Origin of the sequence: Lactiplantibacillus sp. 7.2.4 (assembly GCF_018991185.1) — a bacterium.
In the GTDB taxonomy this organism is placed as follows: Bacteria; Bacillota; Bacilli; order Lactobacillales; family Lactobacillaceae; genus Lactiplantibacillus; species Lactiplantibacillus pentosus.
Genome location: NZ_JAGYGS010000009.1, coordinates 57988 through 80647, shown reverse-complemented (window position 1 = coordinate 80647; position 22660 = coordinate 57988). Strand labels below are relative to the sequence as shown.

The 22660-nt window shown below is 48.4% G+C and carries 20 protein-coding genes; 7 read left to right on the top strand and 13 right to left on the bottom strand.

Annotated features, from left to right (window positions below; all coding sequences use genetic code 11):
* Window positions 1–25 precede the first annotated feature (25 nt).
* The 7 genes from KGF70_RS05065 to KGF70_RS05035 form a co-directional block, all read right to left on the bottom strand.
* On the bottom strand, window positions 26–1642 hold the full coding sequence (locus tag KGF70_RS05065; protein WP_216767859.1) for an ABC transporter permease: 1617 nt from the start codon (window positions 1640–1642) through the stop codon (window positions 26–28).
* Between the two features lie 5 nt (window positions 1643–1647).
* On the bottom strand, window positions 1648–2565 hold the full coding sequence (locus tag KGF70_RS05060; RefSeq protein WP_101872639.1) for an ABC transporter ATP-binding protein: 918 nt from the start codon (window positions 2563–2565) through the stop codon (window positions 1648–1650).
* Between the two features lie 524 nt (window positions 2566–3089).
* Window positions 3090–3581 (bottom strand): alcohol dehydrogenase, encoded by a 492-nt coding sequence (locus KGF70_RS05055; RefSeq protein ID WP_216767858.1) that lies wholly within the window; start codon window positions 3579–3581, stop codon window positions 3090–3092.
* A 473-nt stretch (window positions 3582–4054) separates the two neighbouring features.
* Entirely contained in the window at window positions 4055–4867 is an 813-nt protein-coding gene (locus KGF70_RS05050; protein ID WP_105923365.1) for a hypothetical protein, read from the bottom strand.
* Window positions 4868–4886: 19 nt separating this feature from the next.
* Entirely contained in the window at window positions 4887–5675 is a 789-nt protein-coding gene (locus KGF70_RS05045; RefSeq protein ID WP_216767857.1) for a hypothetical protein, read from the bottom strand.
* 38 nt (window positions 5676–5713) lie between these two features.
* Window positions 5714–6043: a helix-turn-helix transcriptional regulator gene (locus KGF70_RS05040; protein ID WP_050338345.1), complete on the bottom strand. Its 330-nt coding sequence runs from the start codon at window positions 6041–6043 to the stop codon at window positions 5714–5716.
* A gap of 144 nt (window positions 6044–6187) precedes the next feature.
* The gene (locus KGF70_RS05035) at window positions 6188–6904 is read right to left on the bottom strand and encodes a GntR family transcriptional regulator (protein WP_216767856.1); all 717 of its coding nucleotides are present in this window, start codon (window positions 6902–6904) and stop codon (window positions 6188–6190) included.
* A 606-nt stretch (window positions 6905–7510) separates the two neighbouring features.
* On the opposite strand from KGF70_RS05035, the gene KGF70_RS05030 reads away from it, so the two are divergent.
* From KGF70_RS05030 to KGF70_RS05010, 5 genes are all read left to right on the top strand, one after another.
* Window positions 7511–8071, top strand: coding sequence for an ECF-type riboflavin transporter substrate-binding protein (locus KGF70_RS05030; RefSeq protein WP_003637397.1), 561 nt, complete (start codon window positions 7511–7513; stop codon window positions 8069–8071).
* A gap of 4 nt (window positions 8072–8075) precedes the next feature.
* The gene (locus tag KGF70_RS05025) at window positions 8076–9776 is read left to right on the top strand and encodes an ABC transporter ATP-binding protein (RefSeq protein WP_216767855.1); all 1701 of its coding nucleotides are present in this window, start codon (window positions 8076–8078) and stop codon (window positions 9774–9776) included.
* A 1-nt stretch (window position 9777) separates the two neighbouring features.
* Window positions 9778–10617, top strand: a complete 840-nt coding sequence (locus KGF70_RS05020) for an energy-coupling factor transporter transmembrane protein EcfT (RefSeq protein ID WP_003637395.1) — start codon at window positions 9778–9780, stop codon at window positions 10615–10617.
* A gap of 335 nt (window positions 10618–10952) precedes the next feature.
* Window positions 10953–11480, top strand: coding sequence for a hypothetical protein (locus KGF70_RS05015; RefSeq protein WP_216767854.1), 528 nt, complete (start codon window positions 10953–10955; stop codon window positions 11478–11480).
* Between the two features lie 418 nt (window positions 11481–11898).
* A complete protein-coding gene (locus KGF70_RS05010) occupies window positions 11899–13008 on the top strand; it encodes an NADH-dependent flavin oxidoreductase (RefSeq protein WP_216767853.1) in 1110 nt (369 codons plus the stop codon).
* A gap of 375 nt (window positions 13009–13383) precedes the next feature.
* On the opposite strand, the gene KGF70_RS05005 is transcribed toward KGF70_RS05010, so the two are convergent.
* A complete protein-coding gene (locus KGF70_RS05005) occupies window positions 13384–14901 on the bottom strand; it encodes a hypothetical protein (RefSeq protein WP_216767852.1) in 1518 nt (505 codons plus the stop codon).
* Window positions 14902–15190: 289 nt separating this feature from the next.
* On the opposite strand from KGF70_RS05005, the gene KGF70_RS05000 reads away from it, so the two are divergent.
* On the top strand, window positions 15191–16096 hold the full coding sequence (locus KGF70_RS05000) for a hypothetical protein (RefSeq protein ID WP_216767851.1): 906 nt from the start codon (window positions 15191–15193) through the stop codon (window positions 16094–16096).
* Window positions 16097–16275: 179 nt separating this feature from the next.
* Here KGF70_RS05000 and KGF70_RS04995 read toward each other — a convergent pair whose 3' ends face one another.
* Entirely contained in the window at window positions 16276–17970 is a 1695-nt protein-coding gene (locus tag KGF70_RS04995) for an oleate hydratase (protein WP_050337957.1), read from the bottom strand.
* A 534-nt stretch (window positions 17971–18504) separates the two neighbouring features.
* Here KGF70_RS04995 and KGF70_RS04990 point away from each other — a divergent pair.
* On the top strand, window positions 18505–19641 hold the full coding sequence (locus KGF70_RS04990) for a glycerol dehydrogenase (protein WP_003637390.1): 1137 nt from the start codon (window positions 18505–18507) through the stop codon (window positions 19639–19641).
* A 307-nt stretch (window positions 19642–19948) separates the two neighbouring features.
* Here the strand turns inward: KGF70_RS04990 and KGF70_RS04985 are convergent, their stop codons facing one another.
* The 4 genes from KGF70_RS04985 to KGF70_RS04970 all read right to left on the bottom strand — a co-directional run bounded on the left by KGF70_RS04985 (window position 19949) and on the right by KGF70_RS04970 (window position 22645).
* On the bottom strand, window positions 19949–20404 hold the full coding sequence (locus KGF70_RS04985) for a nucleoside 2-deoxyribosyltransferase (protein WP_216767850.1): 456 nt from the start codon (window positions 20402–20404) through the stop codon (window positions 19949–19951).
* Between the two features lie 139 nt (window positions 20405–20543).
* Complete coding sequence (locus tag KGF70_RS04980) at window positions 20544–21416, bottom strand: aldo/keto reductase (RefSeq protein ID WP_216767849.1); 873 nt, start codon at window positions 21414–21416, stop codon at window positions 20544–20546.
* 84 nt (window positions 21417–21500) lie between these two features.
* Window positions 21501–22349 (bottom strand): aldo/keto reductase, encoded by an 849-nt coding sequence (locus KGF70_RS04975; protein ID WP_216767848.1) that lies wholly within the window; start codon window positions 22347–22349, stop codon window positions 21501–21503.
* A 155-nt stretch (window positions 22350–22504) separates the two neighbouring features.
* Window positions 22505–22645, bottom strand: a complete 141-nt coding sequence (locus tag KGF70_RS04970; RefSeq protein ID WP_216767847.1) for a hypothetical protein — start codon at window positions 22643–22645, stop codon at window positions 22505–22507.
* Window positions 22646–22660 lie beyond the last annotated feature (15 nt).

The following is a 22660-nucleotide window of genomic DNA, read 5'->3' as shown; positions in this document are numbered from 1 at the left end:
TGACGTTGGTCGGGTTGCCAGCGACCTATTGCGCGAGGTCCCGACGCCGATAGCCAAACGCCGCTATGATTAATATTAGCACAGCGATTGCCAAGCACCAGCCACTCGTGGTCCAATCGATTGCTTTAATCGGAACCTTATTGACAAACCCGATTGGCGTCAACCGCCGCGCCCACCGTGGCAAATCGATTAAGTTGCCCAGATAAAGCGAGAAAAACGCATAACCGACCCACGCCCAGGCGACCACGCGCCATTTGGGTAGCCAACCAGCTAAGGCACTGGCAACCGCAATCATGACCAACATTGCCGGAACATAGGCACAGAAAATCTGCCAATAAGTTGACCAGCGAATCGGGTCCGTCATGCTAACTGCTCCCATCAAATACATCCCGGCCAGGCCTGAAAGTAGCACGCCGCTACCAAGAACGAGTGCCCAACCGGTATAACTCGCCCACACGTGCCAACGAGACGTGGCAGTCGCATAAACTTGATGCAGAACGCCTCTTTGCTCATCGCCCACCAGCTTCAGCATCAACTGCACGGCTGGAATTAGCGCCACAATCACCATCACGACCGCTAACACGGCAATGAAATTTTTAACGACCGTCCGATTGGCCGCAGCCAGTGCGGAAGCCCCCAGTAATTGCTTGATCATCGGATTGCTTTTTGCTAAGTCACCAATCGTGTTAAAAATTGACGCGTAGGACGCCCCTAAAATGAAATTACCGAGCAGCCAGGCAATCATCATGCCTCGTGATTGCCGCCATAATAACGTCGCCGGCCCTCGCAGCCACAAACTTGCCTGACTCCGGCCACGACGCGGGCTAATCAAGCCAGCGCCCACATCACGTTGGGCACTCAATCCCAGTGCCACCGCTAAGCACACTAGACCCATCAGCCCATACAAACCGACCGGTAGCCAGTGGGCCGTCTGGTAAGCGTCCATTTTTTCAATCCAGCCAAAGGGAATCCACCAAGTGAGGCGGGGGTGGCTGACATCCGTTCCCATTCGCGCAATATACATGCCGCCGAGAACCACGTAACTGAGCATCGTGGTCCCGCTAGCACTGGTCGCGACCTGAGCAAGCAAGAGCGTCAGCATCCCAAACGCCCAGCCAAGTGTGCCTAAGCCCAGGCCAATCAGCCAATTACCGGTCGTCGTTGCACCAGGCAGTTGTGCCACTTGCAGGCCCAATCCAAAGAGCACGCCAACTAAGCCATTTAAGATGGTCAGTTCTGTCGCAACCGCGAACAGCGGCGCGAGGCGACCGACCGCGTGTGCTCGAATCAATTCTAATCGGCCGTCATCCTCGTCAGTGCGGGTCGCAGCGACCGCAATCATGATATTCATAATCACCATGAACAGCGCCATAAAAACGACCATTTCAGTCGCAAACACCTTGGCTGTCGTATACGGTGCCTTTGCGGTAAAAGCGCCAAATAAGGCGACCATCGCCGGCATCTTAAGGGTTTTGACAATTTCATTTAAGGCGGCCTGAGTCCCATAAATTCCGTCAAATTTAGCCGCAATCACCGCGAATAAGCCGGTCATTACCGCAATCCAAATCAAGTTCTTCTTCCAATCTCGTTTTAGATTAAAACGGATCAGTGTCCCCGTCTGTGCACCTAATTGCCCCTTCATCCGAATCACTTCCCGTCATCATGTGGTTCATCAGCGGTGTAGTAGCGCATGAACAAGTCTTCGAGAGTCGGCGGTGTCGTGGTCAACGTTAACAGTTGCCGCTGCGTTAAATATTGCATGACGACACTCAGTTGGTCCGCATCGACTGCCAGACTGACGTGATTTTTGCCGTGCCGCGCAGTGACGCCATGAACGCCCGGTAATGTTGCCAAATCGGTCAAGGCCTCTTGTGTCTGAACGTCCACCGTTGTCCGAGTTAAATGGCGCATTTCGGCCAAGGTCCCCGTCTCAACGATTCGTCCTTCACGAATAATCGCAATCCGGTCACACATTTTTTCAACCTCCGACAGGATATGACTCGACAGCAAGACGCTTTTCCCTTGTTGCTTTAATGCCAGGACCTCGTTTTGAAACGTCTGTTCATTCAATGGATCTAATCCGGAGGTCGGCTCGTCAAAGATATAAAAGTCCGCATCTGTCGAAAAGGCCGCAATCAAGGCCACTTTTTGCCGATTGCCTTTAGAATAGGTGCGCGCTTTTTTACGCGGATCCAATTCAAATTTATCAATCAGCGCATCCGTCTTCGCGGTATGCTGCCCACCGTTCAGCTTCAAGAACAGGTCAATGATTTCACCACCACTCAAATTCGGCCACAAATAGACATCGCCCGGAACATACGCCAACCGCTTGTGAATCGCAACGCTCTCTCGCCAGACGTCTTGGCCAAAAATCAGCGCATGACCACTAGTCGCCCGTAAAATCCCCAGTAATACCCGAATCGTCGTCGACTTTCCCGCACCGTTCGGGCCAATAAAACCAAACACTTCCCCCGGCCCAACTTCAAAATCAATATCAGCTAACGCATTGAACTTGCCAAACCGTTTCTGTAAATGGGTAATTTTTAAAACTGGTTCATTAGCCATACCACTCACTCCCATCATCCGAGCTCATCAACAAGCAACTCGGTTGTATTGTTGCCGCTATCATACGCACTATTGACTCACAAGTCAATGACTGGCGAGTCAATTTTTCTGCTATTTTAGCTTAATGGTTTGAAATGCTGCGACAACAGTCATTCTCGCTCGTTAAGCTAATTAAGTATCCACGAAGATGAGTGGTAGATTGGCGTAATGTCCTGACCTGACGACACTAATTCGTGGTTTAACTTCAGTGCATATTTCCTGCTTGCGTGATCACGCCAGTTGATTGCTTAACCTACCTTCTTCGCTTAGTGTCCTAACGACCTAAGCAATTAAGCTAATCGAGGCCTTACATCTGACTCCAGTACGACCACAATCGTAAAGTTAACTTTCTTATTTCCCGGGAAATAATCTGGGTAATTATTCGATTGCCGAACGATCACTCTTAAAGATTGCCCGAATTCGACTCATGCTCAGCCAACAAAAAAACACCCCGATTATTCGGAGTGCTTAATGTATGTACGCGCCTAGTCCGTACTTGATTCTTCATATTCTTTCAATACGGGCATCACATAGCGTTGTTCAGCTTGCTTGCGCGCCATAATTGCATCGTCCATATCTGCAAATTGTTGATTTAATACTAACCGGCCACGATACATTAACCGGGTCACCCATTTTTGTGAGCAACGGTCAAAGGATACCCCAATGACGCCACTCCGGTTACGGCTATTCGGCTTCAATCGATCGACTGAAGTTCCTTGATATAGCGGTAAGTTATCACTCCGTCCCATGTTTTTACGTGTTTGGGGATTCTCGAAAATATTCTTCCGACTGACATCCGCGCGTAAACAACCACAGCTTTTCGTAATTCCTTTCCGTAACCGATAACTATCGACAACTACCTGTCGACCACATGAACACTGACACAACCACCGTGCATTACCATTAGGTGCACTTTCAGCCCGTTCGAGCACAGTCAAACGGCTAAAAGTCTCACCTGTCAAATCCTTGAGTCGCATCAAAATCACCTCACTAAGCTTTCTGCATATTTAGTCCGACCACATTAAATCCAATCGAGCTTGTACTGTCTACGGTAACCCGATTATATGAAATATTTGTGACGAATAAAAAAATTTTCATTGTTAAATTTGCGCCTATCTTCTTATTTGGCGGAAAATACGTCAATACTCCGCACATTCCAGCTTTGTCCTTTATACTAGAATACTACTATTATGTTTGTGTGTCACTTATTATTATTTATATTATTTTTAGCTGATTGACTAACCCCGCTTGAATGCCGCTAGCGATGCGCCTTAAAGTGCAGTAACGACCTGCTTAATTGGCTTGGCACCCCACAAACAAATTCCGACCACTTAGCGGGTTAATCCCCACCATTGGACGTCAAAAAAATGCCACTTCGTCGTAACGACTACAAAGTGACGTTTACGTCTATGTTCAATTAAGGGCCTGTCAGTCCAGATAAAAAAACTAATCAGACAAACCAACCGACTGGTGCCAGTCCCAGCCAACTGAAAATGTCGATGTGTACTTGGTCAGCGGTTACTGACTGGATCACTTGCTTGATTTCGGAAGTGCTGGCCAATGTTTGGACATCATACCAATACTTGCCGCGCTTGTCATGGCCGACCAGGGTCCACCGACCTAAAGATTTTAGTTCTGGCGCTTCAACATCCAACTCTGCCGTTAACGGACTCACAAAGACGTGCATCGTTGGCATCCACGCGCCGTCGTACTGCTCAGTCTCTCGGCGCAACTGACTGATTTGTGATTGTAACCGTCCGGAGATGCGATACAGTCCGAGAATGGCTAATAGTCCCACCAACAATAGCAGCAGCCAAGGCCCTAGCAAGTCAAGTTGTTGCCGCTGAATCAAAAGTACCAGGAACAAGCCCCAGACGATCACCCCGGCATACAAACTCAAATTGATCGTATTCATCGCCTGGTCGCGCAACTGTAACGCAACTTTCAAGCGCATTTGCGGGTCGCTGGGAGCCAGCTTAGTCTGTTGCAAGCTCGGCTGGTCGCTCCCCGTATAGATGACGTCGACATTCGTCCCCTTCACTGGAACTGTCGTCAACACTTGAAATGCACTGTTGCGGTCAGTCACCGTCGTCGAAACATCCTGCGCCACGTATTCACTGAAGACACGGTAGGTCGGCTCAACTTTTTTAAACTGATACCAATTTCCATGAATCCCCATCAATAAATGGTGCCGGGCTGCAAGGCCGTTTAGCCACGTTAACTCCTGTTCTGAACCTTTAATCAAAAACCGATGCCGCCACATAATCCCACGTCCTTTTTTACTAAAGATAACCAATTGGTGCTAATCCCAGCCAGCTGACAATCGATACGGTAACGCTATGGTCAAGTACTGGCTGTAGCGTTTGTTTGATTTCACTAGCACTGGCTAACGTTCGAACATCATACCAATACATGCCGCGATGATTTTGCCCCACGTACTGCCACTGGCCGATACTAGCCACTTTTTCAATCTCGAGCGGTGCCGCCATGTTTTTCAAAAAGACGTGCATCGTTGGCCGCCACGCATCATCATACTGTTGCGTCACGACACGCAACGCGTTGGCTTGCTTGTGAATCCGACTCGCCTGCCACGCCGGATAAAAGCTAAATAGGATCCAAATCAAACCATACCAGCCGCCCCACGCGTCGTTCATGAGCTTGAAATAAATCAAAATCATTGCCAGTAGTAATCCCAGAACAACCCTGAGATTCATCACATTCATCAAGTGTCCCCGCTGTGCCAGCGCGACTTTCAATTGCAGTGGGGCATTTTGCCGATCAACGCGCGTCACGTCCAGACTGGCTTGTGTCGTCGCCGTATAAATGACTTGGACATCCGGCTGCTTGAGCTGCAACTTGGTCACCAATTCAAACGGCGGCTGACTCGCCTCAATGTCCGTCGCCACCTCGCTCGTGACATACTCACTGAAGAGCTGCACTGGCGTCTTGGTCGCCTGAAATTGATACCAATTACCCGTAATTCGGCATAACCGCTGTCCCCGCTGTGCTTGCTGGTTCAGCCACTTGAGCTCGTCATCCGAGCCTTTGACCGTAACATGATAGCGCCACATCTTACCACTTCCCCCGTGATATCAGCCTGTTAGATAGACTAGAGACCTTCTTGTTCACAAATCTGGTTCAATAATTGCAGCCGTTTCCGTTCAGCTGCCAAGACCGATTCGCCACTCCCCGTGATTTCATACGTGTGCACGTCATTTTCATCCACGCGTTCCGTCATCAAATAATCCTTGGTCATCGCGTGTAAGTTGGTGAACAGGGTCCCCAAGCCAAGCTGTAGCTGATTTTGCGTCAACTCAGCGATCTTTTCCGGAATCGCTTCGCTCGTAATCGGCTTGCGGACGCTGACTAAGACCAAGAACGCCGCTTCCGTCATTGGTTCATACTTGTCGATCAATCGTTGATAGAAATTAGCTGGCATCATCACATCTCCTCATATCGCACGCTCGTTAAAGCGCTTTCTAAAAGCTAACTTAATTATGGTCCACCGCTTAGTCGAATGCAACTTTCACCAGCATTTTCAGCAAAAAATCGGCAACCACTGTCAAATGTGGTTACCGATTCTTTAATGGAGCTGTACATCAGCGACAACCGAACTCGTCGCGTATGGAAAGTGTGATTCTGACACTTCAAACGGCTGGCCGTCATCCATATAACTGATCTGATTGATGATCAACACGGGGTCATTTAATTTTGCCCCCATGGCCGCCACGTCATCAGCCGTAACTCTACCGGCGGAAATGATGCGGTGCGACCCGGCAATTTTCTTACCGCTATGCTGTTCCAAGTAACCATAAGCGGAGCCTTCCAGTACTTTTTTCGTCAACGTGACGATTCCAGTCGGCATAATCGTATGTTCATAGGCCCAGACTTTGCCATCGACATAGCGCGTCCGCCGCATCACGTAGACGGGATCCATCTCGTCAATCAGCAGTTGTTCGGCTTCACGCTTCGTTGGCAACCGTGCTTCTAGTTCTAGCACTTTACTCGTCACTTTTTTACCGGCGTTGGTTTGGGTCGTTCCGAGTGGCTTGTCCACCAACGTTTCCTGCCGTCTTTCGGTCAAGCCAAAGTCTTTACGGACAAAGGTCCCAGCCCCTCGTTTCGAGTACACCATCCCTTCGATGATTAATAATTGAATCGCCTTATGAATGGTGATCCGCGTCGTATCAAAGGTCGCCGCTAATTTATTTTGATCGGGCATTAATTCTCCCGGCGTATATTTGCCAGATTTAATTTCTTCTCGCAAGGTATCCGCAATCGTTTCGTATTTATAAGCCAAATTCTACACACCCCTTTTACCATTTGGTCTTGTCAACTAGTTTACCCCTTTTAGCAGCTAAATGAAACGATTTGTATATACTTTTATCAGCTTTGTTTAATTACTAATCATTCTGTCATTAGCTCGCCAGATTGCCGCTAACTCCCCTGGAATGTTCGGCTTTTAAATGCGCTTTTTTCGGTTTTTCCGACCAATCTAAATGTAACCGAATCCATCCGTTCGGTTTAGCTTGCACCCTACTGTACTTTGGCGTATGCTTTAATAGTTAAATTCAGATGAGAAAAAGCTGTGACGAGATGAGTAAACTAGGACGTGTGCCTAGAGAGTCGCTGATTTGGTGCAAAACGACGATACGCTTAGTCGAAGATGGTCTTGAAGAAGCTACTGGGGCGACCCAGTCGGAGCGATTCGTTACGATCATGATAAGCCCGCCATGCGGGAAATCTCGGTGGTAACACGCAAACGCGTCCTGGAAAGCATTTTGCTTTTAGGCGCGTTTTTTAGTTTTCATCGTTGATCTGAATTGACGATTAGAGATATTGGTTTTGCGGTTCGCAATGATTATTGTTCACGATATTATTTTTATCATATAAGGAGTGTTGTACTATGCAAAATAAGCAATCTAATTCAATTCGTACCGTCGTCGCTACTGGGATTGGCGCTGCCGTCATCTTCGTTCTAATGAAGTTTGTCGCTATTCCAACTGGGATTCCAAACACGCAAGTCAATGTGGCGATGGGCTTTCTGGCCTTGTTAGGCGCCATCTTTGGCCCGGTCGCAGCTGGACTCGCCGTATTCATTGGTCACGCCCTCAACGACTTCGTGACTTACGGTTCGCCTTGGTGGACGTGGGTCGTGGTTGATGGACTGATTGGGGTCGCCTTTGGTTTAGCGAAGAACCGTCTCAAGATTGAAAATGGCGTTTTAGGTAAGGCCAAGCTCATCTGGTTCAACATTTATCAGATTATCGTTAACTTTATTGGCTGGGTGCTTTTAGCGCCAACCGGTGATATCATTATCTATCACGAACCGGCCAACAAAGTCTACCTCCAAGGTGTCGTGACTTGGATCGCCGATTCTATCTCAGTTGCCATTATTGGGACGATTCTGCTCGTCTTATACGCGCGGACGCGGACTCAACGTGGGAGCTTAACAAAGGAACGTTAACATGATGAGTGCACCGATTATCAGCTTTAAAGACTTCTCATTTCAATACAACAGTCAAACGGAACCAACGCTGCGCCACGTGAATCTCGAAATTTATCTTGGCGAAAAAGTTTTGATTGCGGGGCCTTCAGGTTCTGGCAAATCAACCTTGGGCCGTTGTTTAAATGGCTTGATTCCGCAGTCCTACACCGGCACCATCAGCGGGCAAGCGACCGTGGCAGGCCAGGATATTACCCAGAGCTCCATTTTTGCGCTATCCCAACATGTTGGTACCGTGTTGCAAGATCCCGACAGCCAATTCGTTGGTCTGACCGTCGTCGAAGACATGGCTTTTTCACTGGAAAACGACCAACAATCCCAGTCTGAGATGCGAACTGCTACCAACCAGTGGGCCGACACCCTAGCGTTACAAGACTTGTTGACCCACCGGCCACAGGAACTATCGGGTGGTCAAAAACAACGCGTGGCGATGGCTGGCGTCCTGATCGACAACAGCAAGATTCTCCTGTTTGATGAACCCCTAGCTAGCCTGGACCCCGCGTCAGGTAAAGCATCAATGGCGCTCATCGACCAGTTGACGCACACACAGGAACTGACCGTCGTCATCATTGAACACCGAATTGAAGACGTCTTACAGCAGCCCATCGACCGGCTCATTATTATGCAAGACGGGGCCATCGTCGCTAACGACCGGCCAGAGACGATTCTGCGGCAATCACTGATGACCCAGCTCGGCTTGCGGGAACCGCTCTACCTCTCAGCACTAAAACTCGCGGGTGTCGACTTAACGACGTGCCAACATTTAGATAATCTGCAAGCCCTGCAAGTTCCTAACTTGAAACCGACGTTGCAGGCGTGGACGGCTGGCGTTCAACTCAATCCGCCCGTCGTTCACGACCAGCCCTTACTGACCATTGACCACTTGAGCTTTGGCTATGAGCCGACTAAGCCGATTATCAATGATGTTAGTGTCACCCTTCACCGTGGTGAGATGATCAGCCTTGTTGGCCAAAACGGGACTGGTAAGTCAACATTAAGCAATTTAATTACGGGATTTCTCACGCCACAAGCTGGTAAAATGGTGTTTAACGGCCGTTCACTAGCGGACCAATCAGTCAAAGAACGGGCTGATCAGATTGGCTATATCTTGCAGGACCCCAATCAAATGATCTCCAAGACGATGATTTACGATGAAGTCGCCACTGGTCTACAGTTACGCGGTGTCCCTGATGATGAAGTTGAGCGCCGTGTCTTGGCCGTTCTAAAGGTCTGTGGCCTCTATGAATTTCGTCATTGGCCGATTTCCGCGCTGAGTTTTGGTCAGAAAAAACGGGTCACCATCGCCGCCATCCTGGTCTTAGAACCGGCGATGCTGATTTTAGATGAGCCGACCGCAGGCCAAGATCTCAAGCATTACACGGAAATGATGACTTTTTTGACGACCATCAATCGCGACCAACAAATGACGATCATGCTGATTACTCACGACATGCACCTGATGTTGGAATACACGGATCGCACCATCGTCCTTGGCCATGGCAAGATTTTGATGGACGCCCAGCCAGCTGATGTTTTGACGAACACGACAATCATCCAGCAAGCATCACTCGCCGAAACGAGTCTTTACACGATGGCGGCTGCCAACGAGTTGGACCCCACCGAATTCGTTGCCAAATTTGTTCAAGCTGAACGGGAGGGCCGTTAACATGCAACATGAACTACTCATCGGCTACACTGACCGCCACACCTTCTTGAATCGCCTCAGCGGCAGCACTAAGCTGCTCTGTTTCGTCGGCCTATCGATTATCGGCATGATGACCTACGACACGCGCTACTTGATTGGTGTGATGATCTTCTCGTTGATTGTCTTTCAACGCGCCAAAATTCACTATCGCGACATCGCGTTCGTGCTCAACGTGATTATTGGGTTCTCCGTTCTGAACTTAGTCATGGTCTACGTTTTCGCACCGCACTATGGCGTTTCGATTTATGGTACGGAGCACTTGCTGCTAGGTCAGTCTGACCATTACTTTAACTTGACGGCTGAACAGCTCTTTTACGAGTTCAACTTGTTACTGAAATATACCTTTGCCGTTCCATTAGCGCTGATTTTTCTGATGACGACTAACCCGAGCGAGTTTGCCGCGAGTCTCAACAAGATTGGCATCTCCTATCGCATTAGTTACTCAGTCGCCATCGCGCTTCGCTACATTCCCGACGTTCAAGCGGATTACCGGACCATTAGCCTTGCCCAGCAAGCTCGTGGTTTTGAAATGTCGAAGAAGGCCCACTTTATGACGCGGGTCAAAGGTGGCCTCCAGATTTTGCTACCACTGATTTTCTCCAGCTTGGACCGCATCGAAACGATCAGTCAAGCTATGGAACTCCGCCGCTTTGGTCAGGGCAAACGTCGTAGCTGGTACATGGCGCAACGCTTCAAGCGCAACGATTACCTCGCATTAGGCTTGGTCGCCCTCATCATCATCCTCGGCATCGCCCTGTTTGGCGTGAATGGCGGCCGTTTTTGGAATCCGTTTAAGGCGTGAACGTGGCGTCTTAGCATTAATGCTAGCTTAATATGTATGCGAGCCTGCGAGACAGCTCGGAATAGACTAATGGGACGAGAAACTGGAGAGAGTTTCTCGTCCTATTTTAGTTTGGCTGTCGAGAGAAATGATCCCTTTTTGGCGCTTGCTATTTTAAATCCGGCTTCATCTTTCAGTATATAACGAGCAGCCGCATCTCGGGTTGCCATCTATTTACTCCTGGTCTCTAATTACTTCTGTTATGTAGTTTGCAATCAAGAGTAAAAAGCTGGAAACAATGATATACTTTGCTCAGGCACAATAGGCTGAAGAATTTCAAAAATGGAGACGATAATATGAAACAGTATTCACAAGCACGGCAAAAGAAGATTATTCACGGTAATTCAGAATTAGTGAAGTTGATGCAGCCTGCGTTACCAAGCTATTTGAAGCCCGGCAAGCAGAACACGAAGGCGAAACAGTTGTATCAAGTGTTAGATAGACTGTTGTTGTCGTACGCTTATACAATTGCTGGTGATCTCTCACCCGCCGACCATACAATCACACTTCCACTAACTCTAACTGCTGTTTTGGATTTACCTGAAAATGGCCTATCTCCCATAGCGACAGAAGCAACTAAAACATTGAAATTGATGGCCAGTTCGATTATTGATATTACGAGACATGACTATCATTACAACGTTATTGAAGATTGTTACGCGGATGCACGGTTTAAGCTTGGAAAGTTTGAAGCAGGGGTCAATCATGGCGTTAATCACGTTCTGCGGGCATGGCAGAAACAAGAGTTGGTGGATTATAAAGCATGGCTGCACGACTTAAAGGAAATAATGCATTTATTGCAGTTGAGCTCACAGATAGCTTGACGTTTGTATAATATGAGCTGACATCACGGACTGTTTTGGTCATGTTGTATCAATTTTTACTTGAAGCCGCCTAGCTCCTGACATACGCAAATCCAACAGTTACAAAGAACTTCTTAGAAAGGCGCCAAGCACTCGTCAACAAGCTTGAAGCGGGTAATTAGCACGCTTCAGCAGGCCTTATACCGCCGGCTTTTCGACATCACCAAACGATCCAACTTATCGATAAAATCACCCAAACTTACACAACTACCCTGATTAACCGCCAACATCAAAATCATTATTCCACATCACCAATACTGTTATGCCAAAAGCGACTAAAAACGCCGACTTTAAAATTGATAAACCAACGACCATCCACTAAACTAAAGTTAACTCTTACAAAAAGTAAGCATAAACCGTTTTGAAAGGATGTTTTATTGTGACTAGTTATGATGAATCACTGCAATTTAAGTCTGGCGTGACCCTGCGCAATCGGCTAATGATGTCGCCAATGACCACGACGCAAAGCTTTTATAATGGGAGCATCACCCGTGATGAAATTGACTATTATACGCAACGAGCTGCAGGGCTCGGCGCTGTCATCACTGGCGCAGCTAACGTTGAAGACTTAGGCAAGGGCTGGCACGGTGAATTGAGTATCGCTCACGACAGCATGTTACCGGGTTTAAGCGCACTTGCAAAGGGTATTCAGAGCCAAGGTGCTAAGGCAATCGTCCAGATTTTCCATGCAGGCCGGATGACCCATCGGGCAGTCTTGAATGGTGAACAAATCGTCTCCGCTAGTGCCGTTGCTGCCCTGCGTGACGATGCTGAAACACCTCGGGCGATGACGATCGACGAGATTCACGCCACGATTGACGCATTCGGTGAAGCAACCCGCCGCGCCATTCAGGCTGGCTTTGATGGTATCGAGCTTCATGGTGCCAACACGTATCTCATCCAACAATTCTTTTCACCACACAGTAATCGTCGGACGGACGAATATGGTGGTAAGACACCACAAGAACGTTATCGCTTCATCGATGAGTTGTTGCAATCAGTCTTTAAAGCGGTCGACAAATACGCGGACCGGCCCTTCATCGTCGGCTACCGTTTCTCACCCGAAGAATTCGAGGAACCTGGGATTCGGTTTGAAGATACGCTTTGGCTACTCTCGCAACTACGCGACAGTCGACTCGATTACGTCCACGTTTCACTGAACAACTACGATCGCGTTGCGCGAGATGAAAACCATGCCGATAAACCACTAATTGCGTATATTCACGACGCGTTGCAAGGCAAACTACCACTCGTGGGGGTCGGCGGTGTCCGGACCCGTGCCGATGTGCAAGCCGTGCTGCAAGATGCTGAGCTGGTCGCTGTGGGACAGCAACTCCTTTATGATCCAACCTGGGCTGTCAAACTTGCTAAAAATGCGGATGATACGATGGTTACGGCACCGTTTGAAGAAGCGGTCGAAGTTACCCCACTCAACCGACCGCTGTATGAATTCGCAGCTGCTCGTTATCATAGTGTCATTAATTCTTAACTATTAGTGAGCTAATTGGCAGTAATGCCGTTGCTGGGTTACCGCTGAGAAATGAACTAAATTCAAGTTACAAAAAGTCGCCTCAAGATTGCTCTTGAAGCGACTTTTTTGTGGATAGATTTAATTGGTACACTGAAACTTGTGGGCGGTACTGGCCGTGAAACAAGGTTGTTTTATGTGTCGGCTATCTGAACACCGTCCAGTCGATTTATTGATAGTAGCGGCTGAACATTGATATTCTGCGCTTCTCACACAAATTTTCTAGTAGCACAGAATGTTTCACGTGAAACGTTCTACGTTAAACCTTATTTCACATCTCACTATCAAGAATCACTCATCTCATCAGCAGTTTCCCCATTGTTTCACGTGAAACATTTACGACTTCAGCAACCACGTTAACTGCTGCATTGCCCGCTGATGGTCACCTTGATATTGATGAGCCACATAATAATAAGCCAGTGTTTCATGTGCAGTCGCCTGCTGAGCCGCTGGTAATTGATAATACCGGTCAAAGGCCGCTTCAAATGCTGCTAACGTGGCTGCAGCCGGCTGTTCACGCCGACAGAACTGGCGGAGCTCCGTCCGTGTCATTCGCGTTCGAGCAATGGGCTGCCGTTCTGGCTGGTGCGTCAGTCGCTGAGTAAGTTCCCGTTTCATCGTCGCATCCGCGTGTTGTGATAACCAAGCTTGAACCTGCTGAGAATCAGTCTGTGTGGCCAATTGTTCGAGCCAAGTCAATGATAATGGTTGACCCCAACGCGTTGTCAGTAGCTTTTCCCAATCCGCGCGCTGAGTCGCTTGTTGGTGATAATGCCAGCCCCAACAGCTATTGAAGACATCATCATAAAAACGGGTCGTTTGGCGCTCATCTAGTTGCTGCGTCACTTGATTGAGTTCCGTGACAAATTGGTGATCCAGCATCGCTAATCGACGGACTTGAATCTGACCTGTTTGCCGATACTCTGTCACCATTTGACCAAACTGATAAGAATTAACGAGTGGCCGTTCCGTCGTTGGCGCGGATAGTTGCTCAAAGCGTTGCTTGGCCGTTGCGCGGTCTGGCCGGGTCACGATGATTGCCGCCAACTGTTGTAAGTAGTGGCGATAAGCAGCGCTTTGGCGCAAATCCTGCTCCGCTTGTTCAGCGGTTTGGGCGGCTTGCTGCTGACGTTGCTGTTGATTTTTGAGCAGTTGTGCGTGGGCCGCTTCTTCGGCAGTCGTAATCGCATCCTGTTCAGCCTGAGCCAACCGTCGATAAGTTTGCTCCGCCGGCTTCAATTCTTGTAATGGCAACTGTTTGGTTTTGCGCCGTAAATAGGTCGTCACAGTTTGGGTGGTCGTTTGGCGCAACTGTCGCGCTTGTGGGACTTGCTCGCTCGGTAATTGTGGCAACCACGGTTGGGCGAACATGATCGTCGGGACGACTGGAATTGCCGTCGTCAGGGTCTGGTACTGTGCGACCGCGTAGAAGTTATCTTCAGTCGTGATGACCATTAGGTACCGTGTCTCGGCGTTCATGAATTTCTTGACGCACTCCGAACCCACGATCAGTTCCCGGTGGTTATGCTTATTTTGCACATGATATTCATACCGAACTGGTTTATGGCACAGCTCGCAATGATGCCATTCGCGGCGTGCCTCACTTGGATTGACGACGTACGGCAAGCTGGCCAGTAATTGCCATTCGTGACTACAAGCGCTAAGCCATTGCGCGTGCTCCTGTAGAATCAAGTTACGAACGGTCGGCTTCAGAAAGTCACTGTCCGCTTTGACGGTCACGTGCGCCCTTAATAAGGCACTGATTTGTTGAAGTGTTGTTCGCCGCCGCGCGCGTTCGCTTAATAAGAAAAAGCGATTTTCAGCGGGCGTAATTAAGGTTGTTGCTGCTGGCAATCCTGCCACCCCTCTCGTTGAAAAATACCGTTCTAGCATACCATAATTTCGCGCTATAATGCGAACGTTCGTTCTTAAAATAACTAATTTCGTCTCGCTAGTTACGATTGCGTCTTGCTCAGCAACGCGACCACCGTTAATCAGTTAGTTTGTTATCAGGTTTTTATCCTGAATTGTAAACGACCGTCCTTTTGCCATCTTTTTTTACCAGATTAATTGTTGCATTCCCATGGTGGTGCTAAACTGGCGACGATTCAAAAATAAGTTTCAATTTAGGGGGATTCTTGACATGAAAAAATTAACCACAGTCGTTGCAACGTTAGCCTTAGCTTTGCCACTCACCGCCACACCGTTTGTCGGAGCAACCTCGGCCCGCGCTGCAACTGCGACCCCAAAGACGACGCATCCCTTAGACAAAGTGAGTCATTTTCGCACCACTTCAGTGCATGTGCAACACGCTACCACGCTGACTACGATTCAGTTTGCCGCTGACCGCGCCAGTGCCACCACGACGCCCGCAAAAACTAAAATTGCACCCAAAACGACCTATACCGCGACCAAAACTATTATCCTAACCACCGGCAAGCATGCGACCACGGCCTACACGCTCATCAGCAAGCACGGCAAAGTTCTCGGTTGGGTCAAAACAGCCGATTTGACGAAACCAGCAGCTCAGCCGAAAGCCACAACTAAGCCAACCCCTAAGCGTAATGCTAAAGCCACTAAACGCGCGACTAACAAACGGACGCCAGCACGTAAGGCAGCCCCAACCGCCAAAAAGATCACCTTAGTCGCCAAACATCCTAAGACCAGCATCAAGGCTACAACTAAAGCGACGCACCCGAAGGCCAATAAGACCGTAACCAAGGCCACTAAACGGGTACCCAAGTTGACCATCAAACCAGCTTCCTCGACAAAAACCGCCGAAAAGGCCATTCAAAAGACCACTAAGAAGGTCACTCGGAAGGCCATGCAGAAGGCCGCTAAGAGAACCAACCAGCAAGCGACCAAGAACATCACGAAAAAAGTGACGAAAAAGGTTGCCCCGAAAGTAACTTCGAAAGCAACTAAAAAAGCGGCCCCGAAAGCCACCAAGAAAGTGACGAAGCTGGCCGCTAAAAAGCACTCACCGTTAAAGCCAACAGCAGCCCATCCGACTCACAAAACTAGTATCAAAGCATCTGCAAAACTTTAGCTGAGCTGGTAGCGCTGACTCGAACCACCGCAATTCCTTAATGGCTCAATCCTAAATCATGCTGTAGCCCCCAATGCAGCATGCCAAAAATGCCACCCGTGACTGATTAAGCTCAGCACGAGTGGCATTTTCATTTTTAATGGTTAGCACCGGCAAGCGACTACCTGGTACTAGTTTGATTAGTCAAACATCTTCTTAGTCGCCTTGAGCAAGGTCTTTGGATCCTTGTCATACCGCGGTGTCTTGACCAAGTTATCCATTGGCACACCAGCAAAGTGGTAAGCGGCAATTTCACCAGAACGAACCGCACTTTGTTCCGTGAAGATCATCTGGTATGGTTGTTCCGCAAATTCACCAGTGAAGGCTAAGTTCGTTGAATGCTTTGGTAAGACTTCTGGCCGGTCTGACTTGGCCCGATTGTTGAACAACGCTGAGGCATATGGCATGTATACCGGAATATTGTTGATAATGCTGTCCAAGATTTCCTTTTCCTTATCCTTGATGTTGCCAGGACCAGGGTCGACCTTCGACAGTTGACCAATCAATTCTTGTGCCATTTCTTTCCCCGTCATCTTGATATACGGCTTGTTAACGAACTCACCTTGACGCCGTGGGTATAAGAAGTAGCCCCAGAGAACCGTTTCATTTGGCTGCTGAGTCGTAAAGTGTGGTTGATGGTGCACCACGATCGACATGTTGACATCCTTTTGATTCAACGGTGTGATTGGCGTCGTCGACAAGAAGGAGTTCAGGGCATTCCCAGGTTCCTGTGTCGTGATCCGCACGATTTCGTTGAGGAATAAATGATTCTTGGTCGTCAACGTGAAACTGACCCATTCGCTGGCATTGCGATCGTTGAAGAATTTGTCTGGCGTCCCCAAGTTGTAGAAACGTTCAGTCGCTTTCTTCCAGAGACTAGCACTGACACCATAATCCATATTTTCAGGCGCCGGTGTGTTGTAGTCCCCCATCGTGGCAGAATCGGTAATCGAACCGTTCGTAAAGATGACCGCGGTGTCGTCGTCCACTTCGACTTCTTCGGTCTCACCAGTCTGAGCATCTTCAATCACTAAACCGGTGACCGTAATCTCATCTTGCATTGGCGTGTCTTTAAACTGCCAATCCTTGACGATCTTGTTGTCGATGAACGTGACGCCTTGCCCTTGCAAATACTTGATCAGTGGCAAAATCATGCTTTCGAATTGGTTGTAACGCGTCCGGTTAACCCCAACTAAGTGTTCAATTTGCGTAAATTCATAAATCATTTGGTGCATGTAACGCCGCAGTTCTTGGGCAGAACTTTGGGTTCTAAAAGCAAAAGTCGTTTCCCACATATACCAGAAATTCGTCTGGAACATGTGTGGGTCATCCTTGAAGTATTCGGCAATTGAAACGTTGTCGAGCTTCGTTTCTTCACTATCTGGCATCATGATCAACTTGGTGAGTAAGGTCCGATCCTTGTTGTTGAACCCTAACTTACCCGCATTAATAATGCCCTTTCCGCCTTGCATCAACCGTGCAATATCATAGGTCCGGTGCTTAGCATCAAAGTCACGCGTATCTTCGGCCGCCGTCATCCCCGGTTCAGTTACCGATGGAATCCGGTCCAACAAATCCATTAAGTCAACGTACGTCCGGTAATTCAGCATCCGACCACCACGGGCAACATACCCCGTCGTGTTTTCCATCGGATGATTCTTGTTCCAATACTCATTGGTAAAATCGGTCGTGGCACCACCATCGTTCGCACCGTGCATATCGACACCGTAGAACTTGATGTCCTTGCCGTCCCAATGACCATCTTGAATCAAATAGACCGCCGCAGCCATGTTCGATAGCCCGGCACCAATCATAATTGCTTTACTTTTAACCATAAATAACGCCCCCAAAATAGGTATTAGGTTCTGATAACGCTTACAAGTACATTATACAACTTGGATAGTGATTGTCCAGTTTGAACTGAAAATTTTTACTTTCTTGCACCTTTCTTAATATTTGCGCTAGTCAACCAGTCACTGCCTACAGCGTAACACCAATTGATGAATTTTCTCCAACTAAACACATCGTTTTAGGCCAATTTAAGGTTTACAAAATTCCAGCATTGCGCACAGGCCAAACGTAGGTCAAACCGGTCTAGCGCGCGACTTCATTCCAGTTTATTAGCGGCATTCAGCGGCTCACATCATGGCCACGCGGACACATTTTCAATTCTGTCCGTTGCGGATTGTGTAAGCGCTACCATAAACTATAAGTGTTAAGTAACCCAGGCCAGCACGCGTTGACACTCATCCCCACTTGGGCCAGCGCACCGTTTTATCAGCCGCCGCTCCATTTCCCCGCTGACCGTGTTACCAAACAGTGTCTTAAATTAGTTATCAACCAATCCGATTTTGAGGAGGAAATTTATCATGAGTGAAGATTTAATGTTTGTTAGCCCCGATAAGTATATTCAAGGTGCCGGACTCTTGGAACATTCCGCAAGCTATATCAACGCCCTCGGGAGCCATCCGTTGATCATGGCCGACGCGCTGATTTGGAAAATCGTCGGTGAAGACTTCGCGACTTACTTGAGTCAACACGATTTTGACGTCACACGGGTCACCTTTAATGGTGAAGCCTCAGTTCAAGAAATCGCGCGGATCACACAGATTGCCAAGGATAACCATAACGATATTATTATCGGTCTCGGCGGCGGCAAGACTCTCGATACTAGTAAAGGGATCGCTGAAGAAGTGGGTGCCAAGTTAGTCATCGCGCCGACTGCGGCTTCAGCGGATGCACCAACCGCTGGCTTATCAGTGCTCTATACTGAGGAAGGTAGCTTCGACCAATACAAGTTCTACCAACGTCACAGCGACTTAGTCTTAATGGACACGCAAGTCATCGCTAACGCGCCAGTCCGGACACTTATCTCTGGGATTGCTGACGCGATGGCCACTAATATTGAAGCAAAGGCGACCGCGCAATCCCACGGCACAACGATGGGCAACGGTGCTGCTACCTTTACTGGTCGGGCAATTGCGGCCGAATGTGAACGCGTCATTTGGAAGTACGCCTATGAAGCCGTAGAATCCAACGTCCAACACATTGTAACGCCGGCACTTGACGCCATCGTCGAAGCCAACACCCTACTCTCTGGGCTCGGATTTGAAAATGGTGGTTTAGCGGCTGCCCACGCCATTCATAATGGCTTCACCGCCGTTAAGGGCGACGTCCATCATTTGACTCACGGCGAGAAAGTGGCCTTTGGTACCATGGTTGAACTCGTATTACAGGGTACTTCACACGAAGAACTCAATCGCTACATTGAATTCTACTTGACCCTTGGCTTACCAATCACGCTAGAGGCGACCCATCTCGATCAATTATCCGATGAAGAAATGCTGCAAATTGGTAAGATGGCAACGATGCCTGACGAAACCATGAAGAACATGCCTTTCAAAGTCACCCCACGCGAGGTGGTCAATGCCATGAAGGCTGCATCGACCTTCGCCCACACTTACGAAGCCACCCATACGATCAAACCAATCTTGCCAGCTAAGTAATCACTAGTAGTCACAGTCACTGCTTACTTGCTTGGAAGTAGTATTGCGGCTTGATGGCTACAATGCACGCGGTTCTAATAATTAAAATGGCCGTTTCAGATTCGAGTCTGAAACGGCCATTTTGGCGTCGCTGTAACGCTATTATCATGGGTACTGGCAGTCGATTAGTCGGCCTTAAATCCGCGGCGGACAGTACCGCCAGTTTTAGCTACTAGCTATAGGGCTACTCTGATCGGTAGCGCACCCCACCGATTAGCCGGATTGATTTTTGACCAATCAGTCTAGTTGGTATGCGATTTCGTTGTGATTACCGAATCGTGCCGGTATATTGGAAGGCATCCGACGTTGGGTCCTGCAAAAAGGCTTTTAAATCGGCCATATTTTCAACGACGGCCTTGCCTGACTTCGCCAACATGACGTTGAATGTCCCTTCTGCCAGGGTTTCGCCATAGTAAGCAACTGGGATATCCAAGCCATACGCCGTACCTGTCTCCCAAATCGTCCCGGTATCAAAGCCATCAACAACGGCCACCACTAGTTTGGCCTGTTTCAGATGCGCCACGTTATCCGCAAATACCGCATTCCGGTCCGCTTCGGTCGCATCCGGCGTCAAATCGATTCCATCGAGCCGGGGACTGTAATAAGTAATTTCTAAATCGTCCATCAATTTTTCAATCTTAGCTAGTCGTTCTGGTTGGCCGGCCGTGAACCATGGTCCAGCTAAATAAATCGTTGGGTTGTCACTCTTAATTCGTGCACTCATCTACTCAGTCCTCTTTCTCTTCATTAAAATTAAATCAAATCAGTCATGTTTATCCAGTTTAACCGGCCATTCACCTAAATTCAAGACTTGACGTTTTCGCATAAAAAAGAGCCGGGAGCAGACCCGGCTCTAATTCGTGTTATTTGTTACTTAATTGGCTTAAGCCATTGAAATCAGCCGTTGATAGTTCAACGTTGGCAGCCGCCACATTATCTTGCAAGTGTTCGATGGAACTCGTCCCTGGGATTGGCAGGATATTGTCTGAACGCTTTAATAACCAAGCTAACGCAATTTGGGCTGGACTAACTTGATACTTCTGCGCCATCGTACTGAGGGCACTCCCTGGCTGCGCTAGTTCACCAGTCGCTAACGGGAACCATGGTAAGAAGGCCATGTTTTGCGATGCGGCGTAGTCGACCACGTCATCGTCACGATGGTCAGAAACATTGTACAAGTTCTCGATGGCATCGATCTTGGCAACCTTTTGCGCTTCCTTGATTTGCTCAACCGTGACTTGGCTCAACCCAATATGCTTGATTTTGCCTTCATCTTGCATCTTCTTGAGTTCACCGACTTGTTCGGCAATCGAGAAGTGCGAATCGATCCGATGTAGGAAGACCAAATCTTCGTGGTCGAGTCCTAATGTCATCATTGAAACTTCGACTTGTTGCCGTAAATAATGTGGTTCACCATGCGGCGTCCAAACGTTGGGACCTTGGCGGGTCTGACCGACTTTATCAGAAATAAAGATTTTGTCCCGGTTGGCAGCATCCTTCAAACCAGCTGCTAAGTACCGGTCAGCATACCATGGCCCGTATGAATCGGCCGTATCAAAGAAATTGACGCCGTATTCCAACGCCTTCTTGATGACCTTGACCCCATTTTCCGGATCCGCGTAAGGGCCCCAGGTACCTGGTCCAGTCAACTGCATCACACCATAACCCAGCCGATTAACTTTAAACTGGTCATCAAACGCGTACGTTCCTGCATTAACTGCATTAATCGTTGTCATCAAATCGCTCCTCATTATTAGTTTAATTATTATTCTTACTTAGTTTACTCCCAGAGCCCCAAGCATGGTCAAACATTTTGCCCGTTAGCCCTGAGTTGGATTGTGCATGTACACACCCGCAGCATCCGGCAAGGCGTTCAACGCCGCCATATCCGCGTCACTGATCGTAAAGTCCAATTGGGTGTTCGCAGTGATATGCGCAGGTGTTACCGCCTTAGGTAATGGCAAGACCCCATTTTGCAAGACAAACCGTAGCGCTAACTGAGCGACGCTGACCCCATATTTATCGGCATATGCTTGCACTTGCGGATTATCCAGTACGCCGCCAGTTGCGAGTGGCGAATACGCTTCGACCAACATATCATGGTCTTCTGAGAATTGTGTGATCTTCGGCTCAGTAAAACCAAGATAGTACTGAATCTGATTGACCATTGGTGCGACCGTCGCTTGTTTGAGGACGTTCTTTAAATCGCGAACCGCAAAGTTTGAGACCCCGATTGCCTTGGCACGGCCGCTGTCATAAATGACTTCCATGGCTTGCCACACTTCCAGGTTAGCTTCATCATAGACACGTCCAACTTGACTCCATGGCCACGGTGCGTGCACTAAGTACAAGTCAACGTAATCCAGGCCGAGGTTTTTCAATGATTCATCAAAATCCGCCAACGCACCCTGATAAGATTTCGTCTCTGCGGGTAACTTGGTCGTCACAAAAATCTGTTCACGCGGAATCCCTGAATCGCGAATCGCCTTACCAACACTCGCTTCATTTCGGTAAGCCAGTGCGGTATCGATATGCCGGTAACCGGCTTTAAGTGCTGCTCGAACAGCTTGATAAGCGGTGTCGCCACCCGGAATTTGCCAAGTCCCGAACGCCACTTTTGGAATCTGGACGCCATTTGCTAACTGATAAGTTGATGTTAGAATTGCCATGTTATTTTTGCCCCTTTACTGATTTGGATTGTCGCTGCTTGGTTGGATCGCCAACCAGTGTCGCCGCAATGATCGCCACTACGACGACCGTCAAAATTTGAATAATCGCCATAAAATCGTGACCTCCTTGATTGAATACTGATTAGTTTAGCCCCTTAGAGTAGCTCTAAGGCAACTGTAAAGTTCTCAAAAATATCACTTTTTTTATTTGCCGGTGAAATGACCCGCGCTCGCTGAGCAAACGACCGACCAATATCTAGTTCTGGCGAAACGTATACGCCAAGTAAAAAGGCCATTCAGACAGGTTTTCC